This window comes from uncultured Streptococcus sp. (assembly GCF_963525625.1).
Taxonomy (GTDB): Bacteria; Bacillota; Bacilli; order Lactobacillales; family Streptococcaceae; genus Streptococcus.
Window position 1 is genome coordinate 66746 of the sequence record NZ_CAURLD010000004.1, and the last position, 22585, is coordinate 89330.

The following is a 22585-nucleotide window of genomic DNA, read 5'->3' on the forward strand; positions in this document are numbered from 1 at the left end:
GATAGATAGTGGCTTTTCATTGTTATACTCTTTGATTTCCATTGAGTATAAAATATTTCATATTTGATAAAATGAATCATTCTATGAATTCTATGATAGAATGAGGGTAGAAGGAGGACATTAATATGCTAAAACATATCTTTATATCTATTTTTGCCTTTACGGTACCAATTATTATTATCTTTCCGTTTATTGCAGATTTACTTTGTTAAATAAAAAAATTGTGCAACGATTATAATAAAAAGTTCGGTATTAATAAAGCTGCACTCCAAAAGTTAGATTTTCTATCTAATTTTTGGAGTGCAGCTCACTGTATAAAGACTTCTTATTAGATATTGAATCTAGCTATTGTAAATATGTTTGAAGCAAATCTGCTAAGTGCGGATTTCCTAACTCCTGAATCGTTTCAATATATTTTTTCATAGCTTCTAAATTTTCACTTTTTCCCTGTAAATATTCGGAGAGTAACAATAAAAATTTTAAATTGACGATAAGAAACATATCTAGATAATTAATGCGCTCCTCTAAAATATCTGAAAAGTATTTGACGTAGTAAAATTGTTTTCGGTCAATCATTTGGCCGATTAGATTTAGTAACGTCAATTTAGAAGAATTTTGATGTGTAGGAATAGACGCATATAATTTATCACGTTCTAGGAATGTTTTACTGAGAAAAATTAAATCCTCATCGGTCAGTAAGGGCATGGTATTTGTAAATAGATAGAGTTCATATTCTGTCCATTCTTCAATACTGTAGAGATATGTAGAAAGTAGATCCTTATCTTTCTCATCAATGGCATATGTGGGTTCTAAGGAGTGGATACTACTTCTAATAACAATTAAATTTAATTGATTATAGATTTCAGATATCTCATAATCTTTGTAATCAATTAACAAATTTTTCAATCCAGTTATATCTTGTTTAGAAAAAAGTGTGGCAATTTTCTGACCTAATTTGAAAAAGTTACTGACTTCATAATTATTGAGAGCGTGACCAAATTCAGCAAAGCTCATGTGAATCCCTGTGATAGCAAGGAGTAATTTATCGGCAGACAGCATGGATTGTCCATTTTCGAATTTTGATAGCTGGGAGAGTGATAAATTATCTCTGGCTATATCCTTTAGTTTCAAACCTCTGGCAATTCTTAGATCCTTATATAGTTCACCCAATTCAACAGATTTTTTCATACTGACCTCCTTTTTACATATTATAGAATAACAATAATTTAATTACAAGAAAATAGTTATAAAATTTCTAAATTTATGAGATAATTAAATTAGTAAAAAATATATAAAATCGCAAATATGAAAAAAATGAAAATTAAAAATTCGGATTCGAGAAATATAAAAAAATAAGGAAATTGACGGTATAGTAGTATTGTAAATATTTGCAATACATATTACTGCTATTATTGAGCTTTTGCTAGCTACTGACAAGTTTTTTAATGGCAGTTGGAAAGGAGATGCATATGTGGTCTAAAATTCTTGCTTTTGATTGGGCAGTGCGATGTTGCTGTATCTACGGAGAAATTATTTAAAACTTCAAGTTCATTGAGAGCTTTCTTTCCTTTTTTAAACATAAGTACTACTAAGCATTATTTCACTTATAGAAAAATTTTACTATCAACTTTACTAACTTTTTATTTTTTAGTCCCTTTAAACTTTACATATATATCCTTTAAATATTGTTTCCTTTTTATGATAATTCTTTCTTTTTTTACTTTGCAAATTTCAATTAGTACACTATATTTGTCAAACAGAAAAAAAGAGATGGGAAGTACAATCATTAAAGCAATCTATTGCATTATTTTAGCTCTTAGTATTCGTGGAATGTTACCAGCTGTTATTACTAATATTATGCAGCATGCAATAAACATGAATTTCTCGTCGCTAATACTAATATATGTTTTTTTCCTCATTTTAAATTGGTGGATTTTAAGTTCTAGAAAAGGGAGTTAAATGTTTGGAAGGTTTTTTATATTTATTTGTAGAACAAAAGTTTTGTATGATCTAATAATTGTTTATTTGTTATCTGCCACAAGTTTTATCACAGATAGCAGAAATGACTATCTATTTATACTAGTTTCTACTATTCTATGCTTTATGTATTTGGTTTATTTTGAATATCTCAGGAACCAAAAAGGGAAAATACACTTTTTTTATAATGGTCAAACGTTAAAAGAACTGCGATATTATGCTATAAGATCAACTTTTTTGTTATCATTAGTATTTTTACCCATGGTAATTATCATAGGAACAATAACACATAGAGTATTAATTTATTTGATTAACTATCTTCTTGTGATTATTTTATTTTATCTGATTAATTACTTTATGCCAATTAATATCGAAAAAAAGATTGATTCACAAGTTATCACGTTGAGAGATTTAGTAAAAAGTGTAAGCATCTGTATATTTTTTGTGATATTGCTTCTAGCTATTTTAAATAAACTAATATAGTGGAATCAATTGACCGTAATTTAACTTCCGGAGGTGGATGGTGATTTTATTTTTATCAACTCTCAGAAGAGAGATTTTTTCTAAGAAATCAATTTTTGTCTGTGCTTTTTTCACTGTATCTGCTTATTTTATGGGTAAGTATTCAACAGTGGTGACAAAATTGTTAGATAGTAATGCTAGCTCTGCTTTGATTGAATCATTATTTATTATCTATGCTCTCTTAGGGTACTTGTTTGCTTCTGTGCTATTTTCGGGATTGATTTCTGGTGAAGCAGAGTCGCAGACCATGAGGTTTTTGACCCCCTATATATCAAGACGTGTCATATATCTATCTAAATATGCTGCTTCGGCATTCTACTTTCTGATTTTAACTTTCCTCTCATTGTTGATTGTGTTCGCAACAAAAGGGCTATTTTCTATCCCACCCTACTCCTTGCTTTCAATCGTTGGCTTTTATTTATATATTCAAAGTGTTGTCATGTTAGTTTCTACTATTTCAAAAAGTGAACGCTTATCAAGTTTGCTAAACTTGATGTTGAGTATTTTATTTCCAGTTCTTTATACCATTTCCATGTTGAAAAATTGGGAAATACTAGAAGTTTTTCGTTGGTTTTTGCCTTATCATTATTTGGCAAAGACATGGGAAGTTGTAGTGTTATATCTTCTATCCGCTGTACTGGTATTTATTGGATTGCGAATATTTGAAGAGAAAGAGGTTTGAGATGATTCAATGCAATAATGTCGTAAAAGCATTTAACAAGAATAAGGTGATAAAAGGCATTAATCTTAATCTTGAAAATGGGAAGATTACTTCTTTGGTTGGAAAAAATGGTGCGGGAAAATCAACACTGATTGGTCTGATAATGGGCTACTATCGCTGTGATTCAGGAACTATAACAAAAGATAAAGTATCCGTAATGCCAGATGCTGCTTCTATGTATCCAACTTGGAGCGGTATTGAATTTCTGAAGTTTATGTCTCAACTGAAAGGCGCAGAATTTTCTGAAGCCCTTGAACTTGCCAGTAGATTAGGAATAAAGGATAAATTAAAAAATAAAATTAGTGATTTCTCTTTTGGAATGAAGAAAAAATTATCCTTTATCCAGTGTGCTATCGGGAGTTACCAAAGCTATATTTTTGATGAGCCAACTTCTGGAGTAGATGTGCCATCCGCACTAATTATGTTAGATATTATTAAAGAATTAAAATCAAATGGATCAGCTGTTTTATTAACTTCTCATAATATAGATGAATTAGAGCGGGTGTCAGACTATATCTATATCATCGAAAGCGGTTATATTACACAGCAAGGAAGCGTAGAAGAAATAATCAATAATAAGGTAGGTGGACTGGTTTACTGTCTTGTAAGTCCTCAAGCAGAATCTCTTAGTCAAGCATTGGAACTTCAAAAGTATATTCGTTCTTTTCAAAATCAGGAACTGGAGCTTATATTTTCAGATAGCCTGGAAGCCAGCGCAATTTTAAAAGAGCTCATTGCCTCTTATACTATATCGGAGTTTTATCAAAAAAAGAGAAGTTTGATTGAGTCGGTATATGAAAAGCTATAGTACGGTAATAAATTTCAAAAAGATAAGCATACTGTTTATTTCTTCAACGTTATACATCCCGATTTCCTATAAATTGGGTTTTTTTCTTCAATTTCAAAAAAATTATGTAAAATCTATTGACAAATAAATTCTGTCATGATAAAATTACAACTGTAAACAAAAAAGTTTACGTAAATTTAATCAGAAGGTATGAATACAGCCGGAAGGCAATTATTTTGGGAGGATTAAAAATTATGTAAAATTATCTTCGTCTGAAAGAGATTTGATTCACTCATAAAAGTAGAGACTGACTCAGTCTTGATTTTTGAAAATCGAATAAGTTATGTAAAATAATAGATAGGAGAAAGTCTCCCAAATGAATATTTATAGTAGGTAAGGAAAAGATTTCTTATCTGAAATTTTGGTAAAAATAAAAATTATGTAAAGCAAAAAATGAAGAAAAGTGAGGCAATGCTATGAACAACAACTACAACAATTTTAACAATATGGACGACCTTTTCAACCAACTCATGGGGCGCATGGGCGGCTACAACAGCGAACACCGGCGCTACTTGATTAATGGTAGAGAGGTCACACCGGAAGAGTTTGCTCAGTACCGAGCTACTGGCAAGCTCCCCGGTCAAGGAGCGGGTGAGCAGACTAGCCAGACTGCTGCTCAGGGACCTAAGCAGGATGGTATCCTGGCTAAGCTAGGTCGCAATCTGACCCAAGAAGCGCGTGATGGTAAGTTAGATCCAGTCATTGGGCGCAATAAGGAAATCCAAGAAACAGCTGAAATCCTTTCTCGTCGGACTAAGAATAATCCTGTATTGGTCGGTGATGCCGGAGTTGGTAAGACAGCTGTCGTAGAAGGATTGGCTCAAGCTATCGTCAATGGTGATGTGCCAGCGGCCATCAAGAACAAGGAAATTATTTCTGTTGATATTTCTGGTCTGGAAGCTGGTACCCAGTATCGTGGTAGCTTTGAAGAAAACATCCAAAACTTGGTCAATGAAGTCAAGGAAGCCGGCAACATTATCCTCTTCTTTGATGAAATCCATCAAATCCTAGGAGCAGGATCTATCGGTGGAGATAGTGGCTCTAAGGGCATGGCGGATATTCTCAAACCAGCGCTTTCTCGTGGTGAATTGACCGTTATCGGGGCGACTACTCAGGATGAGTACCGCAATACCATCCTTAAAAATGCTGCTTTGGCTCGTCGTTTCAATGAAGTAAAGGTCAATGCACCGTCTGCCGAAGATACCTATCAGATCCTTCGAGGTATTCGGGACCTGTACGAAAAGCACCACAATGTCATCCTGCCGGATGAAGTGCTGAAAGCTGCTGTGGACTACTCTGTCCAGTATATTCCACAACGGAGCCTGCCAGACAAGGCGATTGACCTGGTCGATGTGACTGCTGCCCACTTGGCAGCCCAGCATCCAGTAACCGATGTTCATGCGGTGGAACATGAGATTGCTGAGCAAAAAGACAAGCAGGAAGCAGCTGTTGAGAAAGAAGATTATGAAGCAGCTCTGAATGCCAAGACCCGCATTGAAGAGCTGGAAAAGAAAATTCAAAACCACACTGAGGACATGAAGGTGACGGCTACAGTCAACGACGTAGCAGAGTCTGTTGAACGGATGACGGGTGTGCCGGTATCTCAAATGGGAGCCAGCGACATTGAGCGCCTTAAGGGCATGAATGACCGCCTCAAAGCTAAGGTGATTGGTCAAAACAAGGCTGTAGAAGCCGTGGCTAGAGCTATACGCCGTAACCGTGCAGGATTTGATGAAGGCAACCGTCCAATTGGCAGCTTCCTCTTCGTTGGTCCGACAGGTGTCGGCAAGACTGAGTTGGCTAAGCAACTGGCTTTGGATATGTTCGGTACCAAGGAAGCCATCATCCGTCTGGATATGTCAGAATACTCCGACCGGACTGCTGTTTCCAAGCTGATTGGTACCACTGCAGGCTATGTCGGCTATGATGATAACAGTAATACCCTGACCGAGCGTGTGCGCCGCAATCCTTACTCTATCATTCTCTTGGATGAGATTGAAAAGGCGGATCCACAGGTGATTACCCTTCTCCTTCAAGTTCTGGATGATGGTCGCTTGACAGATGGTCAAGGGAATACCGTCAACTTCAAGAACACGGTCATCATTGCGACTTCCAATGCCGGATTTGGCTATGAAGCAGGCTTGGAAGAGGATGCAGAAAAGCCTGATCTAATGGATCGACTCAAAGCTTATTTCCGTCCAGAGTTCCTCAATCGTTTTAACGCGGTTATTGAGTTCTCTCATCTCAAGAAAGAAGATTTGATGGAGATTGTGAATCTCATGCTGATCGAAGTAAATCAAACCTTGAGCAAGAAAGAAATTGATTTGGCTGTATCTGATGCAGCTAAAGAATTCCTGCGCGATGCTGGTTATGACAAGGTCATGGGTGTTCGTCCGCTCCGTCGTGTCATCGAGCAGCAAATTCGTGACAAGGTGACTGACTTCCACTTGGATAATCTAGATGCTAAGCACTTGACGGCCGATTTGGAAGATGGTGTCTTGGTTATCCGGGAAAAAGGCGCTGCCGCATCTGAAGAAGACAAGCAGGCAGAATAAAGCTTACTAAGTTAATTAAGTTTTCAAAGACCTCCTTCTTAGATGAAGGCAGGTCTTTTTTGTTGAGTAGGAATTCAAATATCTCCCCTTTCTGGAAATAAATTAGCATTTATCCCAAAATCTCAACTAAATTCTTCTTGACAGCACCTAAAAGAAATGTTACTATTAGGTATATAAAGTATTGAAATCTGATGCTGATGAAAAGCCAGGCTTGCTTAGAAGGTATCGGTAAAATGAAACAAAGTTTTGATATTGCCGAAGCAGTTGATGACTCGAATCAACCTAGCTTCTCTCAAATAAGAGAGAGGAATAATTTTTTGACGAAAGGAGACTGCTATGAAACAGTCCATAACTACAATTAAGCGCAATGTCATTATCTTTGCATTCTTCAGCACCCTATGTGGCTGGATTGGTTATGTTGTTGATAAAGTAACTGGCCAAGCTCATTACGAAAATATTGGAACAGATATAGGAAGCGGCTCTTTAGGGATGCTGATCTGGCTGGTAACTCCGTTAATCTGTACCATCTTTCTCCGAAGCTTTGGCCGAGACGGCTGGAAAGAGGCAGGGTTTTCCATTAATTTTAAACATAACAAAAAATTATACCTTGTTAGTTTTTTAGTCTACCCTTTTGTTACGATAATAGTGATATTATTGGGGCTGATGACGCAAGGCATCAGAGTGACAGATGTGAAGGTTGAGCTCATGGTCTATCTTGGAATCTTGCTTACACATGTAGGGACTCAATTCATAAAAAATATTTGGGAACTATATATCTGTTTACACAACCACAATATGTAGTATTTCGACAATATTAAAAAAGGCGACTTCCAAATTGAGGAAATCGTCTTTTTATTAAATTAAATTTGCGTAGGGTAAACTTTTTATATATTCTTCTATATAAAGCCAATCTATCTCTCCGAGATTATTTTTGGGGAGATATAACTCTGTGTTTTTGAAACGTTCTCCACTCCAGCTTCTACCGAAAGAATATTTGTAACGTTCTTTGTCTAAAATAGTTATCAAAAACATTGCAGTATACTTGTTCAAATGCTCGCTATATCCAACAGAAGTTTTACCATTCATTCCTATGAATGGTTCTGGTTGATATGTTGAATATCCTCCGCTTCCATCACCCAAGTTCACAAAAACTATTCCGTTTCCATTAGAAATATACTCTTCATTTCCTTCTTTTGAGACAAATCTATCAAACCCATTGTCTTTTTTCTTAGCTGCAATATATGGAATATCCATGCCTTGAATGAGGTCAAAAGTAGTAGCTCCTTTTGTTCCTTCAATATTATCAAAAACTTTGTTTATATTGAAGTAATCCCAATTTATTTCATCAATATTTTTATCGGGTGCAGGAAATATAGTCGTTGAATTACTCAATTTTTCACCTACAAAATTTGAAAGTAAATTTATTTCTTGAAATTCTGATAGTCCCGTTTCTTCAAGTAACGACAATTCTTGTTTTGAACGATAAAGAAGGTAATCAGATATAGTCTTAACAAAATCCCTATTGGATAACTCATCATAGTTTGTTCGAGAATGAGCATATACTGTCCATTCATCACCTTTTTTGATTTTAGTTCGAATAATGTTGTACCCATCCGATGTATTTCCGTGAATAAGTTCATTGAGTAGTTTTTCTTCAATATCATTCCAATGGTCGTATATATCTGTTCTACCCTTGTTTTTGGATAATATAAAACCATCATTTTTCAAATCATAAAAAACAACATCATTATTATAATCGTGAGGAAGATGTGTTTCAAAAACAGCTATTGCTGTACTGGTTGAAGCGTTAGGTTGAAATAGGTCTTTTGGCATATTGATGACATATTTCAAAGTATGCTTAGATAGAATCTTATTTCTAAGCGATTTATCCTTGAAGTACATTGATAATGGAGCAATTACCACCCCATACCTTGAACAATTGTCTAACAGTTTTTTCAAGAATGTTATTTCTTTTGGAGTAGGGTCATCCTTGTTTTCTTTACCTGAATATGGCGGATTGATAAATCCAATCGTCGGTTTTACTTCTTCTAAAATTTTGTCAGCTTCTTTATCATTAACAGAATCCAGATTGTATATTCTAGATTTTCCATCTCCTCTGAACAGCATATTTGAGATAGCACAAATATACATTGTAGAATTAATTTCAAATCCGAGTAACTGATTTTCTTTTATGTTTTTTTCATCTGCACCCTGTATAGATAGTAGTTTATTCATTCCAGCAATCAAAAATGCACCAGTACCACAACAAAGGTCTAAAATTACATCGTTTGCTTTTAAGGGTATGAGTTTTGTAAATAAGCCAGTTATATGCCTTGGGGTTAGCACAATCCCTTTCTTTACGTTAGATACTCCTGCAAATTTTAGAAATTCTTCATAAAATTTACCCATAATATCATAGTTTGAATTGGTTGAGAAATGATTATTAAACAGTGGGATGACTTTTTGATTCAACTCATCTAGAATTTGTTTAAGAATTGCAGTGTTTTGCAAATTTACATCTGTTTTTATTGAACCCAACTCTCCTTCTAAAGCTCTCAGTTTATTTTCAGGAATACCTTCTTTTTCTAAAATTCCCTTTACCGTAGGATATAGGTTATCAAGTATTTGAATTGGAGTATAGCTAGGGTATAAATCGGGAAAATTATTGTAAAAATTCTCAGATTTATTGTAGAGACAAATCATTAGTACAGCAAGTAGTGTAGGTCGTTTTTGCGAATCAATTGACCGTAACAGATTATTTACCTTCTTACTTACTTTTGTTATATCTTCAATCGCTTTTTCTTCGTCAAGGTTGTTGAATAGTGCCAAAAATTCCGTCTCAGTAAGAAAATTAGACACCTTGTCAATATATTTGATATTTTGTTTTGTGTCTATATAATAGCAGCTAAACTTATGCTTGTACTCATCATACACATCCCCGCTAACAGCAATTCCAACAACTTTCCACGTGGAGAACTCTTTAATCGCAAATTTACTTAGATACCATTTGAGTCCTTCTACACATCCTTTTTTGATACTATCTAATTCGTGTTCCTGTATTGTTGGTTTTTCTTCAACAAGAATTAATAATCTTTTTTCCTTATTACAGTAAATTCTATCAGGAATACCATTTTTCCCGTTCATTTCCTTAGAAGAGTGCGATAGAACTTCAATTATTTCACTTGTTAATTTTGATTCTGTCTGGCTATCATCCCAATCAGAAACATTATAACCTAATTCTTGAAGTTTTTGAGTGACGCTTGGTGTAACTATCTTATCTTTTCTAACCATTTACGCCACCTCATTTCTGATAACAGAAAAGACCTTCTCACACAAACGTGAAAAAGTCTTCAAAAGGGGTTGACAAAAAGGCTGAGTAGCTACATAATCAGCTTGATTTGATTTGATTTGATTTGATTTGATTTGATTTCTGTCATATTTTTCTCCTTGCTTATATAACAATACTATTATATCACAAAATACTAGTTTTGAAAAGAATTATACCCAATTTTACACCATTTTGTTGATTTTTATGTTTTAAATGATATAATGGATTTACAATATAAAAGGAGCAGAGAGATGTTAGGTGAGTTTAGGTCATTGTACGATTTGATGAATGCTTTCCCAAGTGATTATCATTGTGAACAACATTTAGAAAAAATTCGTTGGAATGGCTATGTAGTCAGTCCTTTTGATGAAACATCTAAGGTTTATAAATGCAAGAATGGTAAATATAGGTGCAAGAATACTGGTAAATATTTTAGCGTTAAAACTGGTACGATGTTCGATAACACTAAAGTCTCTCTTCAAAAATGGTTTATCGCTATTTGGATGGTGACTTCTCATAAAAAAGGCATTTCTTCAGTTCAACTTTCAAAAGATATTAATGTTACTCAGAAAACAGCTTGGTTTATGCTGGAGCGTATTCGTAGATGTTTTGGTTCAGAAAATAACAATGAGTTGGACGGAACTGTCGAAGTAGATGAAACCTATATTGGTGGTAAAAATAAGAATCGTCATAATTCTAAAAAGGTCAAAAATGCACAAGGTCGTTCTCTAAAAGATAAAACTCCAGTTGTCGGTATGGTTGCACGAGAAGGAAAATTAAATGCTTATAAAGTAAGTGATACAGGTATAAAAACTCTGACAGAACAAGTCGTTAAATTTGTTAAAGATACCGCTCAACTTTACACTGATGAATGGTTAGGTTATAATAAAGTTGCGAAGATGTATGACCACGCTTTTGTAAACCATGGTGCTCATGAGTATGTCATTGATGATATTTATACAAACACGATTGAAGGTTTCTGGGCAGGGCTTAAACGAGGGGTATTAGGAATTTACCATTCATGGTCTAAGAAGCATTTGCAGGACTACGTGGATGAATTTGTATTCCGCTATAATACTCGTAGTATGGCGGATAATGACCGCTTCAATCTTCTACTAGCATCTTCAGGAGTTCGTACAAAATACAAGGAGCTAATCCATGGATAAACTACATGCAGAAATGGAGCGAACAGTTTCCAAAACGATTGACAATAATTTAGTAGATTACCAAATTTCTCTATCTGATAATTTTTACAAAAAATATCTCAGTTATTATAATTGCCCTTATACTCAGGCAGTTGTTAAATCGCATCGGAAATTTTTCCAAGATTTATCGTATTATGCAATTTACCAAAAGCTCGACGATATTACAAAAATCAGCATACAGAATCGACTTTCCGAACTAGATACTCTAGTAGATATTTCAGATAACAAAGAGGAGTTCAACACTTTCTTTTATAAAAAATTTCGTTTTAAACTTCCCGATATTCCTTTTGAGGAGGAAAAACTAGAACTTTCTGATTTTGATTTGAAACTACAACAGGCTTTGAATTATAATCCTAAAGAAGATAAACAGTTAAGAAAGAGAAAAAGTTAGACTTTTAAATATAAACGACAATAACATGAACTAAATCTTACAGGAGGAAGATGATGGATTGGTATGATTATATGATAAATGCATCCAAGCAATCACGTTTCAATGCAAGTCATTGGTTTCGTTATTTGCGAAAAGTCATTTTTGAAGACCATTCTTATTTAACAAATGAGGATGTTGAGAAATTACTAGTCTCCAAAGAATTAACTGATTTTCAAAAGGTTAGCTTAAAGTATGCCATTCAAGAGCACACACCAACTCATGAATATGTGATTTCATTAAATAAGCCAGCTAAATTAGCCAATGTTCAAAAAATGATGGAGAAATATAAACATGGATAAAATGAAACCTGTCTTTGAAGCCTTGAATAAGGAATTGGTTCAGGCAAATCTTACTTTGACCATTATCTGTGTTGGTGGCTATGTCTTGGAATATCATGGTTTGCGTGCAACGCAAGATGTGGATGCTTTTTATGAAGAAAGCCAAAAAATCAATGAAATTATCGCTCGTGTCGGACAAGAGTTTAATCTTAACACTCACGAAGAGCTATGGCTCAACAATAATGTGGCAAATATGAACAAACAGCCGCCGTTAAGTTTATGTGAAACCTTATACTCGTTTGAGAATCTAACGGTTTTAGCAACCCCGATTGAGTATGTGTTGGGAATGAAGATGGTGAGTACTAGAGAGCAGGATTTAAAAGATATTGGTGCGATTATTAAATACAAGCATTTTCGTTCGCCATTCAACACCTTTGATGGTTTGAAAAAAATGGGCTTTGATAGTATTGACTTCTCAGTTCTCCTAGAAGGTTTTAGCTATGCTTATGGCATGGATTGGTTAGAGAACTTTTTCAAAGAAAATCAAGATAAACTTAGAAAATATTATTGACATCACATTAAAAGACGATTTCCATTTCGGAAGTCGCCTTTTTGTATATTTTCGGAAGCACTCCATTTTGTGGTCAGTGTAAACAGGTATATAGTTCCCAAATATTTTTGAAGAATCTGTTTGGAGGGCATATCTTACCAATCAATTAATCAAATTAAAATTATCCGACTTAAAACTATATCTACTTGTTGGCTTTATCTGGTGGATTTGGCATCTGCCTTACATTATGAAGTTTCTGTCTGAGAGAGAAATCCAAAATACCTTGCCGGTTGGAAGGTTTACATTCTTCCTTATTGGGATGATAACTGTTGCATGCTGGACTGTCATGTATACAGAGATTTTTAGAATTACTAAGTCTGTCTGGCCACTGGTAATTATGCACAACATAATACGGAAAGGCGATCTAACAAAGTAAGAAAAGAAGATAATATTAATTCTTTTTTTCTATCTTAATAGAGGCAAAAGACTCTCAAAAGTCTATAAAACAGGAAAAGTTGACATTTCAATGAATTATGTTCTAATTTTTTTGTACATTTTCAAGTTTTTATATATGTAAATGTCAGAAAAAAGTGTATAATGGATTAGTAAATTAAATTTTAGGAGAGGATTTAATTATGAAAAAGTTGGATATTACAACAATGCCTGACTACAGGAAAGTCGAGGCTGTTGTTCAGTTGTTAGTTAATGGAACCTTAACTAGTTATCGGATTGCGACGGATGCAAACATCAGCAAGATGAGTATCCTGACCTTAACTAAAGGAACCAGTAAGATTAAGAACATTACTTATCAAACTGCGATGGCCTTAATTAATTGGTATGAAGAAAACCATGAAAAATATGGCATCACCATTCATCACAAGGCCGCAGGATAGTCTAAAACTATGATGTAGCTCAACCCTAACCCAGCTAACCATTTGGATATCTGGGTTTTTCTATGCCTCTTGATGAGACAAGCCAGGAGCGTCGTCGAATTTAGGAGCTGCGATGCTCACTTTCTTACTTTTTTCTGTCCTTAGGGGCAGATTTTTTTGACAGTCCAAGAGTGAACAGTCACCTGTGTAATTCTTGGTCTTTTTGTTACCGCTTTCAAGATTTATAATTAATCTATTATATAAAAATTATCCCTATCTTGCGATATAGGGATAATTTTCATATAATAGACATGAGACAATTTTTCGTTTCTACGACCATTGTTTATCCTGTTCTGATGTCAGAACAGGTCATAGTAAAAATAAGGAGAATCCAATGTCACAATTATCAGTTAATGCCATTCGCTTTTTAGGGATTGACGCGATTGAAAAGTCTAAGTCAGGTCACCCTGGCGTAGTCATGGGCGCTGCGCCGATGGCTTACGACTTGTTTACTAAACAACTGCGTATTAATCCAGAACAGCCAAACTGGATTAACCGCGACCGCTTCGTCCTGTCTGCAGGACATGGCTCTATGTTGCTTTATGCTTTGCTTCATCTGTCTGGCTTTAAAGATGTCAGCATGGACGAAATCAAAAACTTCCGCCAATGGGCTTCTAAGACACCTGGTCACCCAGAGTTTGGCCACACGGCTGGTGTCGATGCCACTACTGGCCCACTGGGACAGGGTATTTCTACAGCTACTGGATTTGCTCAGGCAGAGCGTTTCTTGGCTGCCAAGTATAATCGTGATGGCTATCCAATTTTCGACCATTATACTTATGTCATCTGTGGTGACGGCGATTTGATGGAGGGGGTTTCAGCTGAAGCTGCTTCTTATGCTGGTCTGCAAAAACTGGACAAGTTGGTTGTTCTCTATGATTCAAATAATATCAACCTCGATGGAGAGACCAAGGATTCCTTTACAGAAGATGTTCGTGCCCGCTATGAAGCCTATGGTTGGCATACTGCCTTGGTGGAAGACGGAACAGATCTTGAAGCGATTGATGCAGCTATCAATGAAGCTAAAGCTTCCGGCAAGCCATCTTTGATTGAAGTCAAGACAGTTATCGGTTACGGTTCTCCAAACAAGCAAGGAACTAATGCAGTTCACGGCGCGCCTCTTGGAGCAGAAGAAGCAGAAGCTACTCGTCAAGCCTTGGGCTGGGACTATGCGCCATTTGAAATTCCTGAGGAAGTCTATGCTGACTACCGCACAAATGTAGCGGAGCGTGGTGCAGCGGCTTACGATGCTTGGAAACAGTTAGTAGAGGACTACAAGCAAGCCCATCCAGAATTGGCGGCAGAAGTAACAGCCATCATTGCTGGTCAAGATCCAGTAGAGATTAAGCCAGAAGATTTCCCAGTACTTGAAAATGGCTTCTCTCAAGCGACCCGTAATTCTAGTCAGGACGCCCTCAATGCAGCAGCTAAGGTCCTTCCAACTTTCCTCGGCGGTTCTGCTGACTTGGCTCATTCCAATATGACCTACATCAAGGAAGACGGCCTGCAGGATGATGCCCACCGTCTCAACCGCAATATCCAATTTGGTGTGCGCGAGTTTGCTATGGGAACAATTCTCAACGGTATGGCGCTTCATGGTGGTCTTCGCGTTTACGGTGGTACCTTCTTCGTCTTCTCAGACTATGTCAAGGCAGCTGTCCGTTTGTCTGCCCTGCAAGGTTTGCCAGTGACTTATGTATTTACTCACGACTCTATTGCAGTAGGTGAAGACGGCCCAACTCACGAACCGATTGAGCACTTGGCTGGTCTGCGTGCCATTCCAAACCTGACTGTTTTCCGCCCAGCAGATGCGCGTGAAACTCAGGCAGCTTGGTACCTGGCTCTTAAGAGTCAATCTACTCCGACTGCTCTGGTCTTGACCCGTCAAAATCTAACAGTTGAAGAAGGCACAAACTTTGACAAGGTAGCTAAAGGTGCTTATGTGGTCTATGAAACAGGAGCAGATTTCGATACCATCTTGCTGGCTTCTGGTTCTGAGGTTAATTTGGCTGTTGCAGCTGCTAAAGCACTTGCAGCAGAAGGCGCTAAAATCCGTGTGGTCAGCGTACCATCAACAGAGCTTTTTGATGCTCAAGATGCAGCTTACAAAGAAGAAATTCTGCCAAATGCAGTTCGTCGCCGCGTAGCGATCGAGATGGCAGCTAGCCAGCCTTGGTACAAGTATGTCGGTCTGGATGGTGCAGTTATCGGAATCGACCAGTTCGGTGCATCTGCTCCAGCAGGCAAGGTGCTGGAAGAATACGGCTTTACAGTTGAGCACGTAGCAGAAGTTGTTAAAAATCTTAAATAAAAAGACATAAAATCAGGGTGTAGGTCATCCTGATTTTTGCTTTTTTAGAAAATGTCGTTAGGTCAGTCACGCTTCCTCCGACTTGAGACGGACTTTGCCTGAAAAGTCAGAATCGTCTTGTAAAAATAAGGGAAATCTGCTATAGTAGTTCATATATGACATTCGAAGGAGAAAATATATGAATCCAACTATGCTTATTGTCTTTGCGGTTGTACTGATAGGGATGACCTATTTCCAAATGCGTGCCCAAAAGAAACAGGCTCAGCAGCGTATGGAAAGTCTTAACAAGCTGCAAAAGGGTTATGAAGTTATTACTATCGGTGGTTTATACGGAACAGTTGATGAAGTGGACACAGATAAAAAGACAGTTGTTCTAGATGTGGACGGTGTTTACCTGACCTTTGAACTGACAGCTATTAAGACTGTACTGCCATTGACTGAGGGGATTCCTGCTGTTGCTGGCGGTGAGGGAAGCGTTGACCTTCCCGAGGAAGAATCAGCGATTGAAGAGTAAAGAAATAAACAGCTTGCGGGCTGTTTTTTTGTTTTGGTTCATGTAGCTAGGAGGTGTTTGATTGCAACCTTATCTGCCTTGCAGTTTGGACAAGCTGGTGAGTTTTAACTGAGTTTGGATTCTCCGGTTGACATTCTGTCCTTATTTTATGCTCTCAGGCTTGAAAAAGCGGATGAATTGCCCACATTCCAAGGATTTATGATATAATGAACTGACAAAACTTTAAATAGGATAAAAAGTATGTTTGGTTTTAAGAAAAAAGAAAAGCTGAACGCACCGCTGAATGTTCCAAAGCACATTGCTGCTATTATGGACGGCAACGGCCGTTGGGCCAAAAAAAGGATGCAGCCGCGTGTGTTCGGCCATAAGGCTGGCATGGAAACCCTGCAAAAGGTGACGATTGCTGCCAAGGAAATGGGTGTTCAGGTCTTGACTGTCTATGCCTTTTCAACGGAAAATTGGTCTCGTCCGGAAAAGGAAGTTTCCTTCATCATGAATCTGCCGGTTGAATTTTACGACCGCTATGTACCGGAGCTTCACAAGAACAATGTCAAGATTCAGATGATTGGTGATACGGCTAAGCTCCCTAAGGCGACATTTGAAGCTTTGGAAAAGGCGGAAAGCCTGACCAAGCTCAATACAGGTTTGATTCTCAATTTTGCCCTAAACTACGGTGGTCGATATGAGATCAATCAGGCTGTTAAAGAGATTGCTCAGGATGTTCTGGATGCCAAACTCAGTCCCGGCGACATTACAGAGGAAGTCATTGGCAACTACCTCTATACCAGCAACTTGCCCAAGATGCTGCGCGATCCGGATCTGGTGATTCGGACCAGCGGAGAGCTGCGTCTCAGCAATTTTCTGCCTTGGCAGTCAGCCTACAGTGAGCTGTATTTTACCGATATTCTCTGGCCTGACTTTGATGAAAAGGCTTTGAAGGCTGCAATTGCAGAATACAGCCGTCGGAATCGACGCTTTGGCGGTGTTTAAGGGAGAAAGAAAAAGAGTATGAGTAAAAATTTACAAAAACGTCTAATCTTTGGGGGAATCGCTCTTGCTATTTTTATTCCTCTGGTATTGACAGGAGGCGTCATCTTTCAGATTTTTGTGGGGCTGCTGGCTATGTTGGCGGTGCATGAATTTCTCCAAATGAAAGGTCTGCCGACAGCGACCATCGAAGGCGTCTTGGCCATGCTGGCAGCCTTTGTCCTAACCCTGCCTCTGGAGAACTATCTGAAGTTTCTGCCGGTGGATGGCAATGTCGTGGCCTATGGCTTGGTCGTCTTCCTTCTGTTGATTTCGACTGTGCTAGGTTCCAACTACACTTTTGAGGATGCGGCCTATCCGATTGCAGCTAGTTTTTATGTCGGTCTTGGCTTTAATGCCTTGATTGATGCTCGCTTGATGAATATTGACAAGGTCCTGCTAGCTCTCTTTATCGTCTGGGCTACTGACAGCGGAGCTTATCTGGTTGGGGTGCGTTTCGGTAAAAGAAAGCTGGCGCCGAGAGTTTCTCCTAATAAGACTATTGAAGGAAGCCTGGGCGGCATTCTATCAGCTGTTCTAGTGACTGGAATCTTTCTGTTGGTTCGACCGCAAGTCTACGCACCTTACAATGCCCTTGTCTTTTTGATTCTGGCAGTGCTCTTTAGTATTGCCGGCCAGTTGGGTGATTTGGTCGAAAGCTCAGTCAAGCGTCATTTCGGGGTCAAGGATTCTGGTAAATTCATTCCTGGCCACGGCGGTGTCTTGGATCGCTTTGACAGCCTTCTCTTTGTCTTTCCGCTCATGCATTTCTTCGGCTTGTTCTAAGACAGTCGTGCCTAGCTGAAGGCAAGGGATGGCAAGTTTGTCCAAAGACCGCACAATCTGAGAAGGAACTGGGATTTGGAGCTCAAAAGTTTGACCTGAGCCGCTATCCTATTTTCAAGAGTGTCAGCTATGCAGGGGCGGGAAGCTCGGTATTTGGCCGTTTTCTGCTCCTTCTTTGATTTAAAAGCAAAAACAAGATTTCTAGGAAAGGTAAAATATAGAAGTCCATGCAGTTTATAACCTTTATTATTATTTTTGGGATCATTGTGGTGGTCCATGAGTTCGGACACTTCTACTTTGCAAAGAAGTCCGGCATTTTGGTCAGAGAGTTCGCTATCGGTATGGGACCTAAGATTTTCTCCCATATTGGTAAAGACGGGACGGCCTATACGATTCGGATTTTACCCTTGGGGGGCTATGTGCGCATGGCCGGCTGGGGGGAAGACTCCACTGACATTAAGGTGGGCACACCGGCTAGTCTGACCTTGGATGCAGAGGGCAAGGTGGTTCGCATCAATCTCTCTGGCAAAAAGGTTGACCAGACAGCTCTGCCCATGAATGTGACCGGCTTTGACTTTGAGGATAAGCTGGAAATCACAGGTCTGGTCCTTGACGAGCTCAAGACTTATGCAGTAGATCATGATGCAACGATTGTTGAAGAAGACGGCACTGAGGTGCGGATTGCACCGCTGGATGTTCAGTATCAGAATGCTAGTATCTGGGGTCGTCTTATTACCAACTTTGCTGGGCCTATGAATAACTTCATTCTGAGCGTGCTGGTATTTATGCTGCTGGCCTTTATTCAAGGTGGCGTTCGCGATGAAAACAGCAATCATTTCCAAGTTATGGATGGCAGTGCTATAGCAGCTGCTGGGGTTCAAAATAACGATCAAATCCTTAAGATTAATGACTATAAGATTAGCAACTGGGCGGATCTAACCAGTGCTCTGGCGAAAATCACAGGCAAGAGCAAGGAAGCGCCGACCTTGTCAGTTACCTACAAGCACGGCAGCGAAACGAAAGAAATTACCGTACAGCCTAAAAAAGACGGCAATCGTTATCTGCTAGGGGTATCCCCAACGGTCAAGACAGGCTTCTGGGACAAGGTCATTGGCGGATTTACTGCAGCTTGGTCTACCACGGTTCGTATTTTGTCAGCTCTGAAAGATATCATCTTCAATTTCAATATCAATAAGCTGGGTGGACCAGTCGCTATTTACAATTTCAGCAGTCAGGCTGCAGAGCAAGGCTTGCCAGCAGTCCTCAGCCTTTTGGCCATGCTGTCGCTCAATATCGGTATTTTCAACCTGATTCCCATTCCAGCCTTGGATGGCGGAAAAATCGTCCTCAATATTCTGGAGGCTATCCGCAGAAAACCGCTGAAAAGAGAAACGGAGACCTATATCACTCTGTCTGGAGTGGCTATTATGGTCATCCTGATGATTGCCGTTACCTGGAACGATATTATGAAATTATTCTTCTAAGAGCCTAAGGTTCTTGAAGCCATGAAAAAGAAATTATTCAATGAAAGTCAAGGAGTTTTGTTTTTATGAAACAAAGTAAAATGTTAATTCCAACCCTGCGTGAGATGCCTAGCGATGCTCAAGTAATCAGTCACGCTCTGATGCTGCGGGCTGGCTATGTCCGTCAGGTTTCAGCTGGGGTCTATTCTTATCTGCCGCTGGCCAATCGCGTGATTGAAAAAGCCAAAAGAATCATGCGGGAAGAGTTTGACAAGATTGGTGCAGTGGAGATGCTGGCGCCAGCCCTGCTCAGTGCAGACCTCTGGCGCGAGTCTGGCCGTTATGAGACCTATGGTGAAGACCTCTACAAGCTGAAAAATCGTGAGAAATCAGACTTTATCCTAGGGCCAACCCATGAGGAAACCTTTACGGCTATCGTCCGTGATTCGGTTAAATCCTACAAACAGCTGCCGCTCAATCTCTATCAGATTCAGCCTAAATACCGTGATGAAAAGCGTCCTCGTAACGGGCTCTTGCGGACGCGTGAGTTTATCATGAAAGATGCCTACAGTTTCCACGCTAACTATGACAGCTTGGATGTAGCTTATGATGAATACAAGTCTGCCTATGAGAAAATCTTTACCCGCAGCGAGCTGGATTTCAAAGCCATTATCGGCGATGGTGGTGCCATGGGGGGCAAGGACAGCCAAGAATTCATGGCTATTACGCCAGACCGGACAGATTTGAATCGCTGGGTTGTCTTGGACAAGTCTGTAGCCAGCTTTGATGAAATTCCTGAGGATGTTCAGGAAGCTATTCGGACAGAATTGACCAGCTGGATGGTATCTGGTGAGGATACTATTGCCTACTCCAGTGAGTCTAGCTATGCTGCCAACCTTGAAATGGCAACGGATGAATACAAGCCTGCAGGACGTGTCGTGACTGAGGAAGAAGTAGTCCGCGTTTCAACGCCTGACTGCAAGACCATTGACGAAGTTGCTGCCTTCCTTGGGCTAGATGAAAGCCAGACAATCAAGACCTTGGTTTACATGGCTGACGAGTCTCCTGTCGTAGCACTTTTGGTCGGCAATGATCAGCTTAATGAAGTCAAGCTGAAAAATCATTTGGCAGCGGATTTCTTTGATGTGGCGAGTGAAGATCAAGTCCGTCAGCTCTTGGGAGCGGGATTTGGCTCACTAGGACCAGTCAATCTGCCAGAAGGCGTGAGAATCATCGCTGACCGCAAGGTGCAAGACCTAGCTAACGCAGTAGTTGGCGCTAACGAAGATGGTTACCACTTGACCGGTGTCAATCCAGGCCGTGACTTTACCGCTGAGTATGTGGATATCCGTGAAGTTCGTGAGGGTGAAATTTCTCCGGATGGCCAAGGTGTCCTCAAGTTTGCTCGCGGGATTGAGATTGGGCACATATTTAAGTTGGGAACTCGCTACTCTGACAGCATGAATGCTAATGTCTTGGACGAAAATGGCCGAGCAGTACCAATGATTATGGGTTGCTACGGTATCGGTGTCAGCCGTCTCCTGTCTGCTGTTATGGAGCAGCATGCCCGTCTCTTTGTCAATAAAACTCCTAAGGGTGAATTCCGCTATGCTTGGGGCATCAACTTCCCGAAAGAGCTGGCACCATTTGATGTGCACTTGATTCCGGTCAATGTCAAGGACGAGGAAGCCTTGGCTCTAACTGACCAAATCGAGGCTAACTTGCTAAGTGCTGGTTATGAGGTCTTGGTGGATGATCGCAATGAGCGCGCTGGTGTTAAGTTCAGCGACAGCGATTTGATTGGTCTTCCAATCCGTGTGACAGTTGGTAAGAAAGCTGCCGAAGGCATTGTCGAAGTCAAGATTAAGGCTACTGGCGATACCATTGAAGTCCATGCCGATAATCTGCTAGAAACCTTGTCTATTTTGACAAAATAAACTAAACTGCTAGTTTTATCTGGCAGTTTTCTTTTGCTAATTGGAGGTGAAAATGCTATAGTAGGAAAAAATAGATTGGAGGACCGAATGATGGGATTATTCGGCGGTTTATTAGGCAACGCCTCTCAGAAAGATATTGAAAAAACAGAAAGACAATTAGAGGATATTCTGACAACAACAGAGAATGTGGAACTGGCTTTTAGCCTCATTCGTGACTTGATTGTCTTTACAGATAAGCGTTTAATCTTGGTCGACAAGCAGGGAATGACTGGCAAAAAGACTTCTTATAAGTCCTTTCCTTATCGCTCTATCAGTCGCTTCTCAGTAGAAACAGCCGGACATTTCGACTTAGATGCTGAGCTGAAAATCTGGGTTTCCAGCGCTCAAGAGCCAGCAGAAGTCCTGCAATTTACCAGCGATCGCAGCGTCATCGCCATCCAAAAAGCCTTGGCAGAAGCAGTCTTAAGATAGCATATTGCCCCTTTGGGATTTAAAAATAAACAGAAAAGCCTTCTGAGCATTAACAGTAAAGTTAAATCACTCAGAAAGCTTTTTTATTCTTCTTTAAGTCCTTGCCCCTTCAAAAAATCAAAGACAACATCCGGTTTATCTTGGAGTCTTTTGAAGAAAGTTTGACTGCTTTCAGAGTCACCTGCTGACTGAATCAGTTGTTCTTGATCTATTTTGCTGAGGTCAAAGTCAAAAATGGCTATAGCTTTTTTCTTGTCTTCGGAAATCTCAACGTGAATTTCAAGCCCTTTTAGCTTTTCTTGATCTTCAATCATGGGACTTTTCTTAAGATCTTCTCTATAGATTTTTGTTAGTTCTTCTACGCTCATTTTTTGATTATCTTCAGGGATAGCTTGGCTGGAAATTAGCTGAAAAGATAGGATCTTGTCCTTGGTATAGAAAAGCTTGACTGAATTAGTATAATACTCATCGATTTTATTAGAAAAAGTTTTTGTCTTCACCTTTTCTTCTTTGGCTTTGCTTTGACTCTGATTTTGCTTGGGCTTGTTTTCTTGCTGATTCTGATTAGGCATACTGCAGGCAGTCAGGGTCAATAGACAGGCGCTGGCTAGTAAAATTTTCTTCACAATTAAGACTCCTTTTAATAAATGTTCTATTCTATTATATCATAACTTAGTATCAAGAGAATGCATTGACAATTGTGTAGGACTCGCGCTTTGGCCTACTCTTTTT

General features: G+C 39.0%; 20 protein-coding genes. 17 read left to right on the plus strand and 3 right to left on the minus strand.

Translation table 11 applies throughout. The features are described from left to right. Positions 1-345 precede the first annotated feature (345 nt). Positions 346-1188, minus strand: a complete 843-nt coding sequence (locus RYK49_RS03490) for an Rgg/GadR/MutR family transcriptional regulator (protein WP_314830740.1) — start codon at positions 1186-1188, stop codon at positions 346-348. A 1309-nt stretch (positions 1189-2497) separates the two neighbouring features. Here RYK49_RS03490 and RYK49_RS03495 point away from each other — a divergent pair. From RYK49_RS03495 to RYK49_RS03510, 4 genes are all read left to right on the plus strand, one after another. Further along, positions 2498-3181, plus strand: coding sequence for a hypothetical protein (locus RYK49_RS03495; RefSeq protein WP_314830739.1), 684 nt, complete (start codon positions 2498-2500; stop codon positions 3179-3181). A 1-nt stretch (position 3182) separates the two neighbouring features. After that, complete coding sequence (locus RYK49_RS03500) at positions 3183-4028, plus strand: ABC transporter ATP-binding protein (RefSeq protein WP_314830738.1); 846 nt, start codon at positions 3183-3185, stop codon at positions 4026-4028. A gap of 455 nt (positions 4029-4483) precedes the next feature. Further along, positions 4484-6622, plus strand: coding sequence for an ATP-dependent Clp protease ATP-binding subunit (locus RYK49_RS03505; RefSeq protein ID WP_314830737.1), 2139 nt, complete (start codon positions 4484-4486; stop codon positions 6620-6622). A 336-nt stretch (positions 6623-6958) separates the two neighbouring features. Next, positions 6959-7423: a hypothetical protein gene (locus RYK49_RS03510; protein WP_314830736.1), complete on the plus strand. Its 465-nt coding sequence runs from the start codon at positions 6959-6961 to the stop codon at positions 7421-7423. A 54-nt stretch (positions 7424-7477) separates the two neighbouring features. Here the strand turns inward: RYK49_RS03510 and RYK49_RS03515 are convergent, their stop codons facing one another. Next, positions 7478-9913, minus strand: coding sequence for an N-6 DNA methylase (locus RYK49_RS03515; RefSeq protein WP_314830735.1), 2436 nt, complete (start codon positions 9911-9913; stop codon positions 7478-7480). A gap of 288 nt (positions 9914-10201) precedes the next feature. Here RYK49_RS03515 and RYK49_RS03520 point away from each other — a divergent pair, with 288 nt between their 5' ends. From RYK49_RS03520 to RYK49_RS03580, 13 genes are all read left to right on the plus strand, one after another. Beyond that, on the plus strand, positions 10202-11116 hold the full coding sequence (locus RYK49_RS03520; protein WP_314830734.1) for an IS1595 family transposase: 915 nt from the start codon (positions 10202-10204) through the stop codon (positions 11114-11116). After that, complete coding sequence (locus tag RYK49_RS03525) at positions 11109-11546, plus strand: hypothetical protein (protein ID WP_314830733.1); 438 nt, start codon at positions 11109-11111, stop codon at positions 11544-11546. Before RYK49_RS03520 ends, RYK49_RS03525 begins: the two co-directional genes overlap by 8 nt. Positions 11547-11599: 53 nt before the next feature. Then, positions 11600-11884 carry a hypothetical protein gene (locus tag RYK49_RS03530; protein WP_014713812.1) on the plus strand — a complete coding sequence of 95 codons (285 nt, stop codon included), beginning with the start codon at positions 11600-11602 and terminating at the stop codon, positions 11882-11884. Then, a complete protein-coding gene (locus tag RYK49_RS03535) occupies positions 11877-12434 on the plus strand; it encodes a DUF6036 family nucleotidyltransferase (protein WP_314830732.1) in 558 nt (185 codons plus the stop codon). The genes RYK49_RS03530 and RYK49_RS03535 overlap by 8 nt, the downstream gene beginning before the upstream one ends. A 148-nt stretch (positions 12435-12582) precedes the next feature. Further along, complete coding sequence (locus tag RYK49_RS03540; RefSeq protein ID WP_314864922.1) at positions 12583-12849, plus strand: type II CAAX prenyl endopeptidase Rce1 family protein; 267 nt, start codon at positions 12583-12585, stop codon at positions 12847-12849. 199 nt (positions 12850-13048) lie between these two features. Then, positions 13049-13306 carry a hypothetical protein gene (locus tag RYK49_RS03545; RefSeq protein ID WP_002927965.1) on the plus strand — a complete coding sequence of 86 codons (258 nt, stop codon included), beginning with the start codon at positions 13049-13051 and terminating at the stop codon, positions 13304-13306. A 373-nt stretch (positions 13307-13679) separates the two neighbouring features. Further along, a complete protein-coding gene (gene tkt, locus RYK49_RS03550) occupies positions 13680-15656 on the plus strand; it encodes a transketolase (RefSeq protein ID WP_314830731.1) in 1977 nt (658 codons plus the stop codon). Positions 15657-15834: 178 nt separating this feature from the next. Continuing rightward, positions 15835-16170: a preprotein translocase subunit YajC gene (gene yajC, locus RYK49_RS03555; RefSeq protein WP_002927941.1), complete on the plus strand. Its 336-nt coding sequence runs from the start codon at positions 15835-15837 to the stop codon at positions 16168-16170. A gap of 240 nt (positions 16171-16410) precedes the next feature. Next, positions 16411-17160: an isoprenyl transferase gene (locus RYK49_RS03560; RefSeq protein WP_314830730.1), complete on the plus strand. Its 750-nt coding sequence runs from the start codon at positions 16411-16413 to the stop codon at positions 17158-17160. Between the two features lie 18 nt (positions 17161-17178). Next, positions 17179-17982 (plus strand): phosphatidate cytidylyltransferase, encoded by an 804-nt coding sequence (locus tag RYK49_RS03565; protein WP_314830729.1) that lies wholly within the window; start codon positions 17179-17181, stop codon positions 17980-17982. 227 nt (positions 17983-18209) lie between these two features. Further along, positions 18210-19466: an RIP metalloprotease RseP gene (rseP, locus tag RYK49_RS03570; RefSeq protein WP_011837532.1), complete on the plus strand. Its 1257-nt coding sequence runs from the start codon at positions 18210-18212 to the stop codon at positions 19464-19466. Between the two features lie 65 nt (positions 19467-19531). Next, positions 19532-21382: a proline--tRNA ligase gene (locus RYK49_RS03575; protein ID WP_314830728.1), complete on the plus strand. Its 1851-nt coding sequence runs from the start codon at positions 19532-19534 to the stop codon at positions 21380-21382. Between the two features lie 90 nt (positions 21383-21472). Then, complete coding sequence (locus tag RYK49_RS03580) at positions 21473-21853, plus strand: PH domain-containing protein (protein ID WP_032916189.1); 381 nt, start codon at positions 21473-21475, stop codon at positions 21851-21853. Between the two features lie 83 nt (positions 21854-21936). On the opposite strand, the gene RYK49_RS03585 is transcribed toward RYK49_RS03580, so the two are convergent. After that, complete coding sequence (locus tag RYK49_RS03585) at positions 21937-22479, minus strand: DUF1307 domain-containing protein (RefSeq protein WP_314830727.1); 543 nt, start codon at positions 22477-22479, stop codon at positions 21937-21939. Positions 22480-22585 lie beyond the last annotated feature (106 nt).

Excerpts from the sequence above, each read along its gene's own strand:
- RYK49_RS03490 (WP_314830740.1), bottom strand. The coding sequence starts at position 1,188 with ATGAAAAAATCTGTTGAATTGGGTGAACTATATAAGGATCTAAGAATT.
- RYK49_RS03495 (WP_314830739.1), top strand. The coding sequence starts at position 2,498 with ATGGTGATTTTATTTTTATCAACTCTCAGAAGAGAGATTTTTTCTAAG.
- RYK49_RS03500 (WP_314830738.1), top strand. The coding sequence starts at position 3,183 with ATGATTCAATGCAATAATGTCGTAAAAGCATTTAACAAGAATAAGGTG.
- RYK49_RS03505 (WP_314830737.1), top strand. The coding sequence starts at position 4,484 with ATGAACAACAACTACAACAATTTTAACAATATGGACGACCTTTTCAAC.
- RYK49_RS03510 (WP_314830736.1), top strand. The coding sequence starts at position 6,959 with ATGAAACAGTCCATAACTACAATTAAGCGCAATGTCATTATCTTTGCA.
- RYK49_RS03515 (WP_314830735.1), bottom strand. The coding sequence starts at position 9,913 with ATGGTTAGAAAAGATAAGATAGTTACACCAAGCGTCACTCAAAAACTT.
- RYK49_RS03520 (WP_314830734.1), top strand. The coding sequence starts at position 10,202 with ATGTTAGGTGAGTTTAGGTCATTGTACGATTTGATGAATGCTTTCCCA.
- RYK49_RS03525 (WP_314830733.1), top strand. The coding sequence starts at position 11,109 with ATGGATAAACTACATGCAGAAATGGAGCGAACAGTTTCCAAAACGATT.
- RYK49_RS03530 (WP_014713812.1), top strand. The coding sequence starts at position 11,600 with ATGGATTGGTATGATTATATGATAAATGCATCCAAGCAATCACGTTTC.
- RYK49_RS03535 (WP_314830732.1), top strand. The coding sequence starts at position 11,877 with ATGGATAAAATGAAACCTGTCTTTGAAGCCTTGAATAAGGAATTGGTT.
- RYK49_RS03545 (WP_002927965.1), top strand. The coding sequence starts at position 13,049 with ATGAAAAAGTTGGATATTACAACAATGCCTGACTACAGGAAAGTCGAG.
- tkt (WP_314830731.1), top strand. The coding sequence starts at position 13,680 with ATGTCACAATTATCAGTTAATGCCATTCGCTTTTTAGGGATTGACGCG.
- yajC (WP_002927941.1), top strand. The coding sequence starts at position 15,835 with ATGAATCCAACTATGCTTATTGTCTTTGCGGTTGTACTGATAGGGATG.
- RYK49_RS03560 (WP_314830730.1), top strand. The coding sequence starts at position 16,411 with ATGTTTGGTTTTAAGAAAAAAGAAAAGCTGAACGCACCGCTGAATGTT.
- RYK49_RS03565 (WP_314830729.1), top strand. The coding sequence starts at position 17,179 with ATGAGTAAAAATTTACAAAAACGTCTAATCTTTGGGGGAATCGCTCTT.
- rseP (WP_011837532.1), top strand. The coding sequence starts at position 18,210 with ATGCAGTTTATAACCTTTATTATTATTTTTGGGATCATTGTGGTGGTC.
- RYK49_RS03575 (WP_314830728.1), top strand. The coding sequence starts at position 19,532 with ATGAAACAAAGTAAAATGTTAATTCCAACCCTGCGTGAGATGCCTAGC.
- RYK49_RS03580 (WP_032916189.1), top strand. The coding sequence starts at position 21,473 with ATGGGATTATTCGGCGGTTTATTAGGCAACGCCTCTCAGAAAGATATT.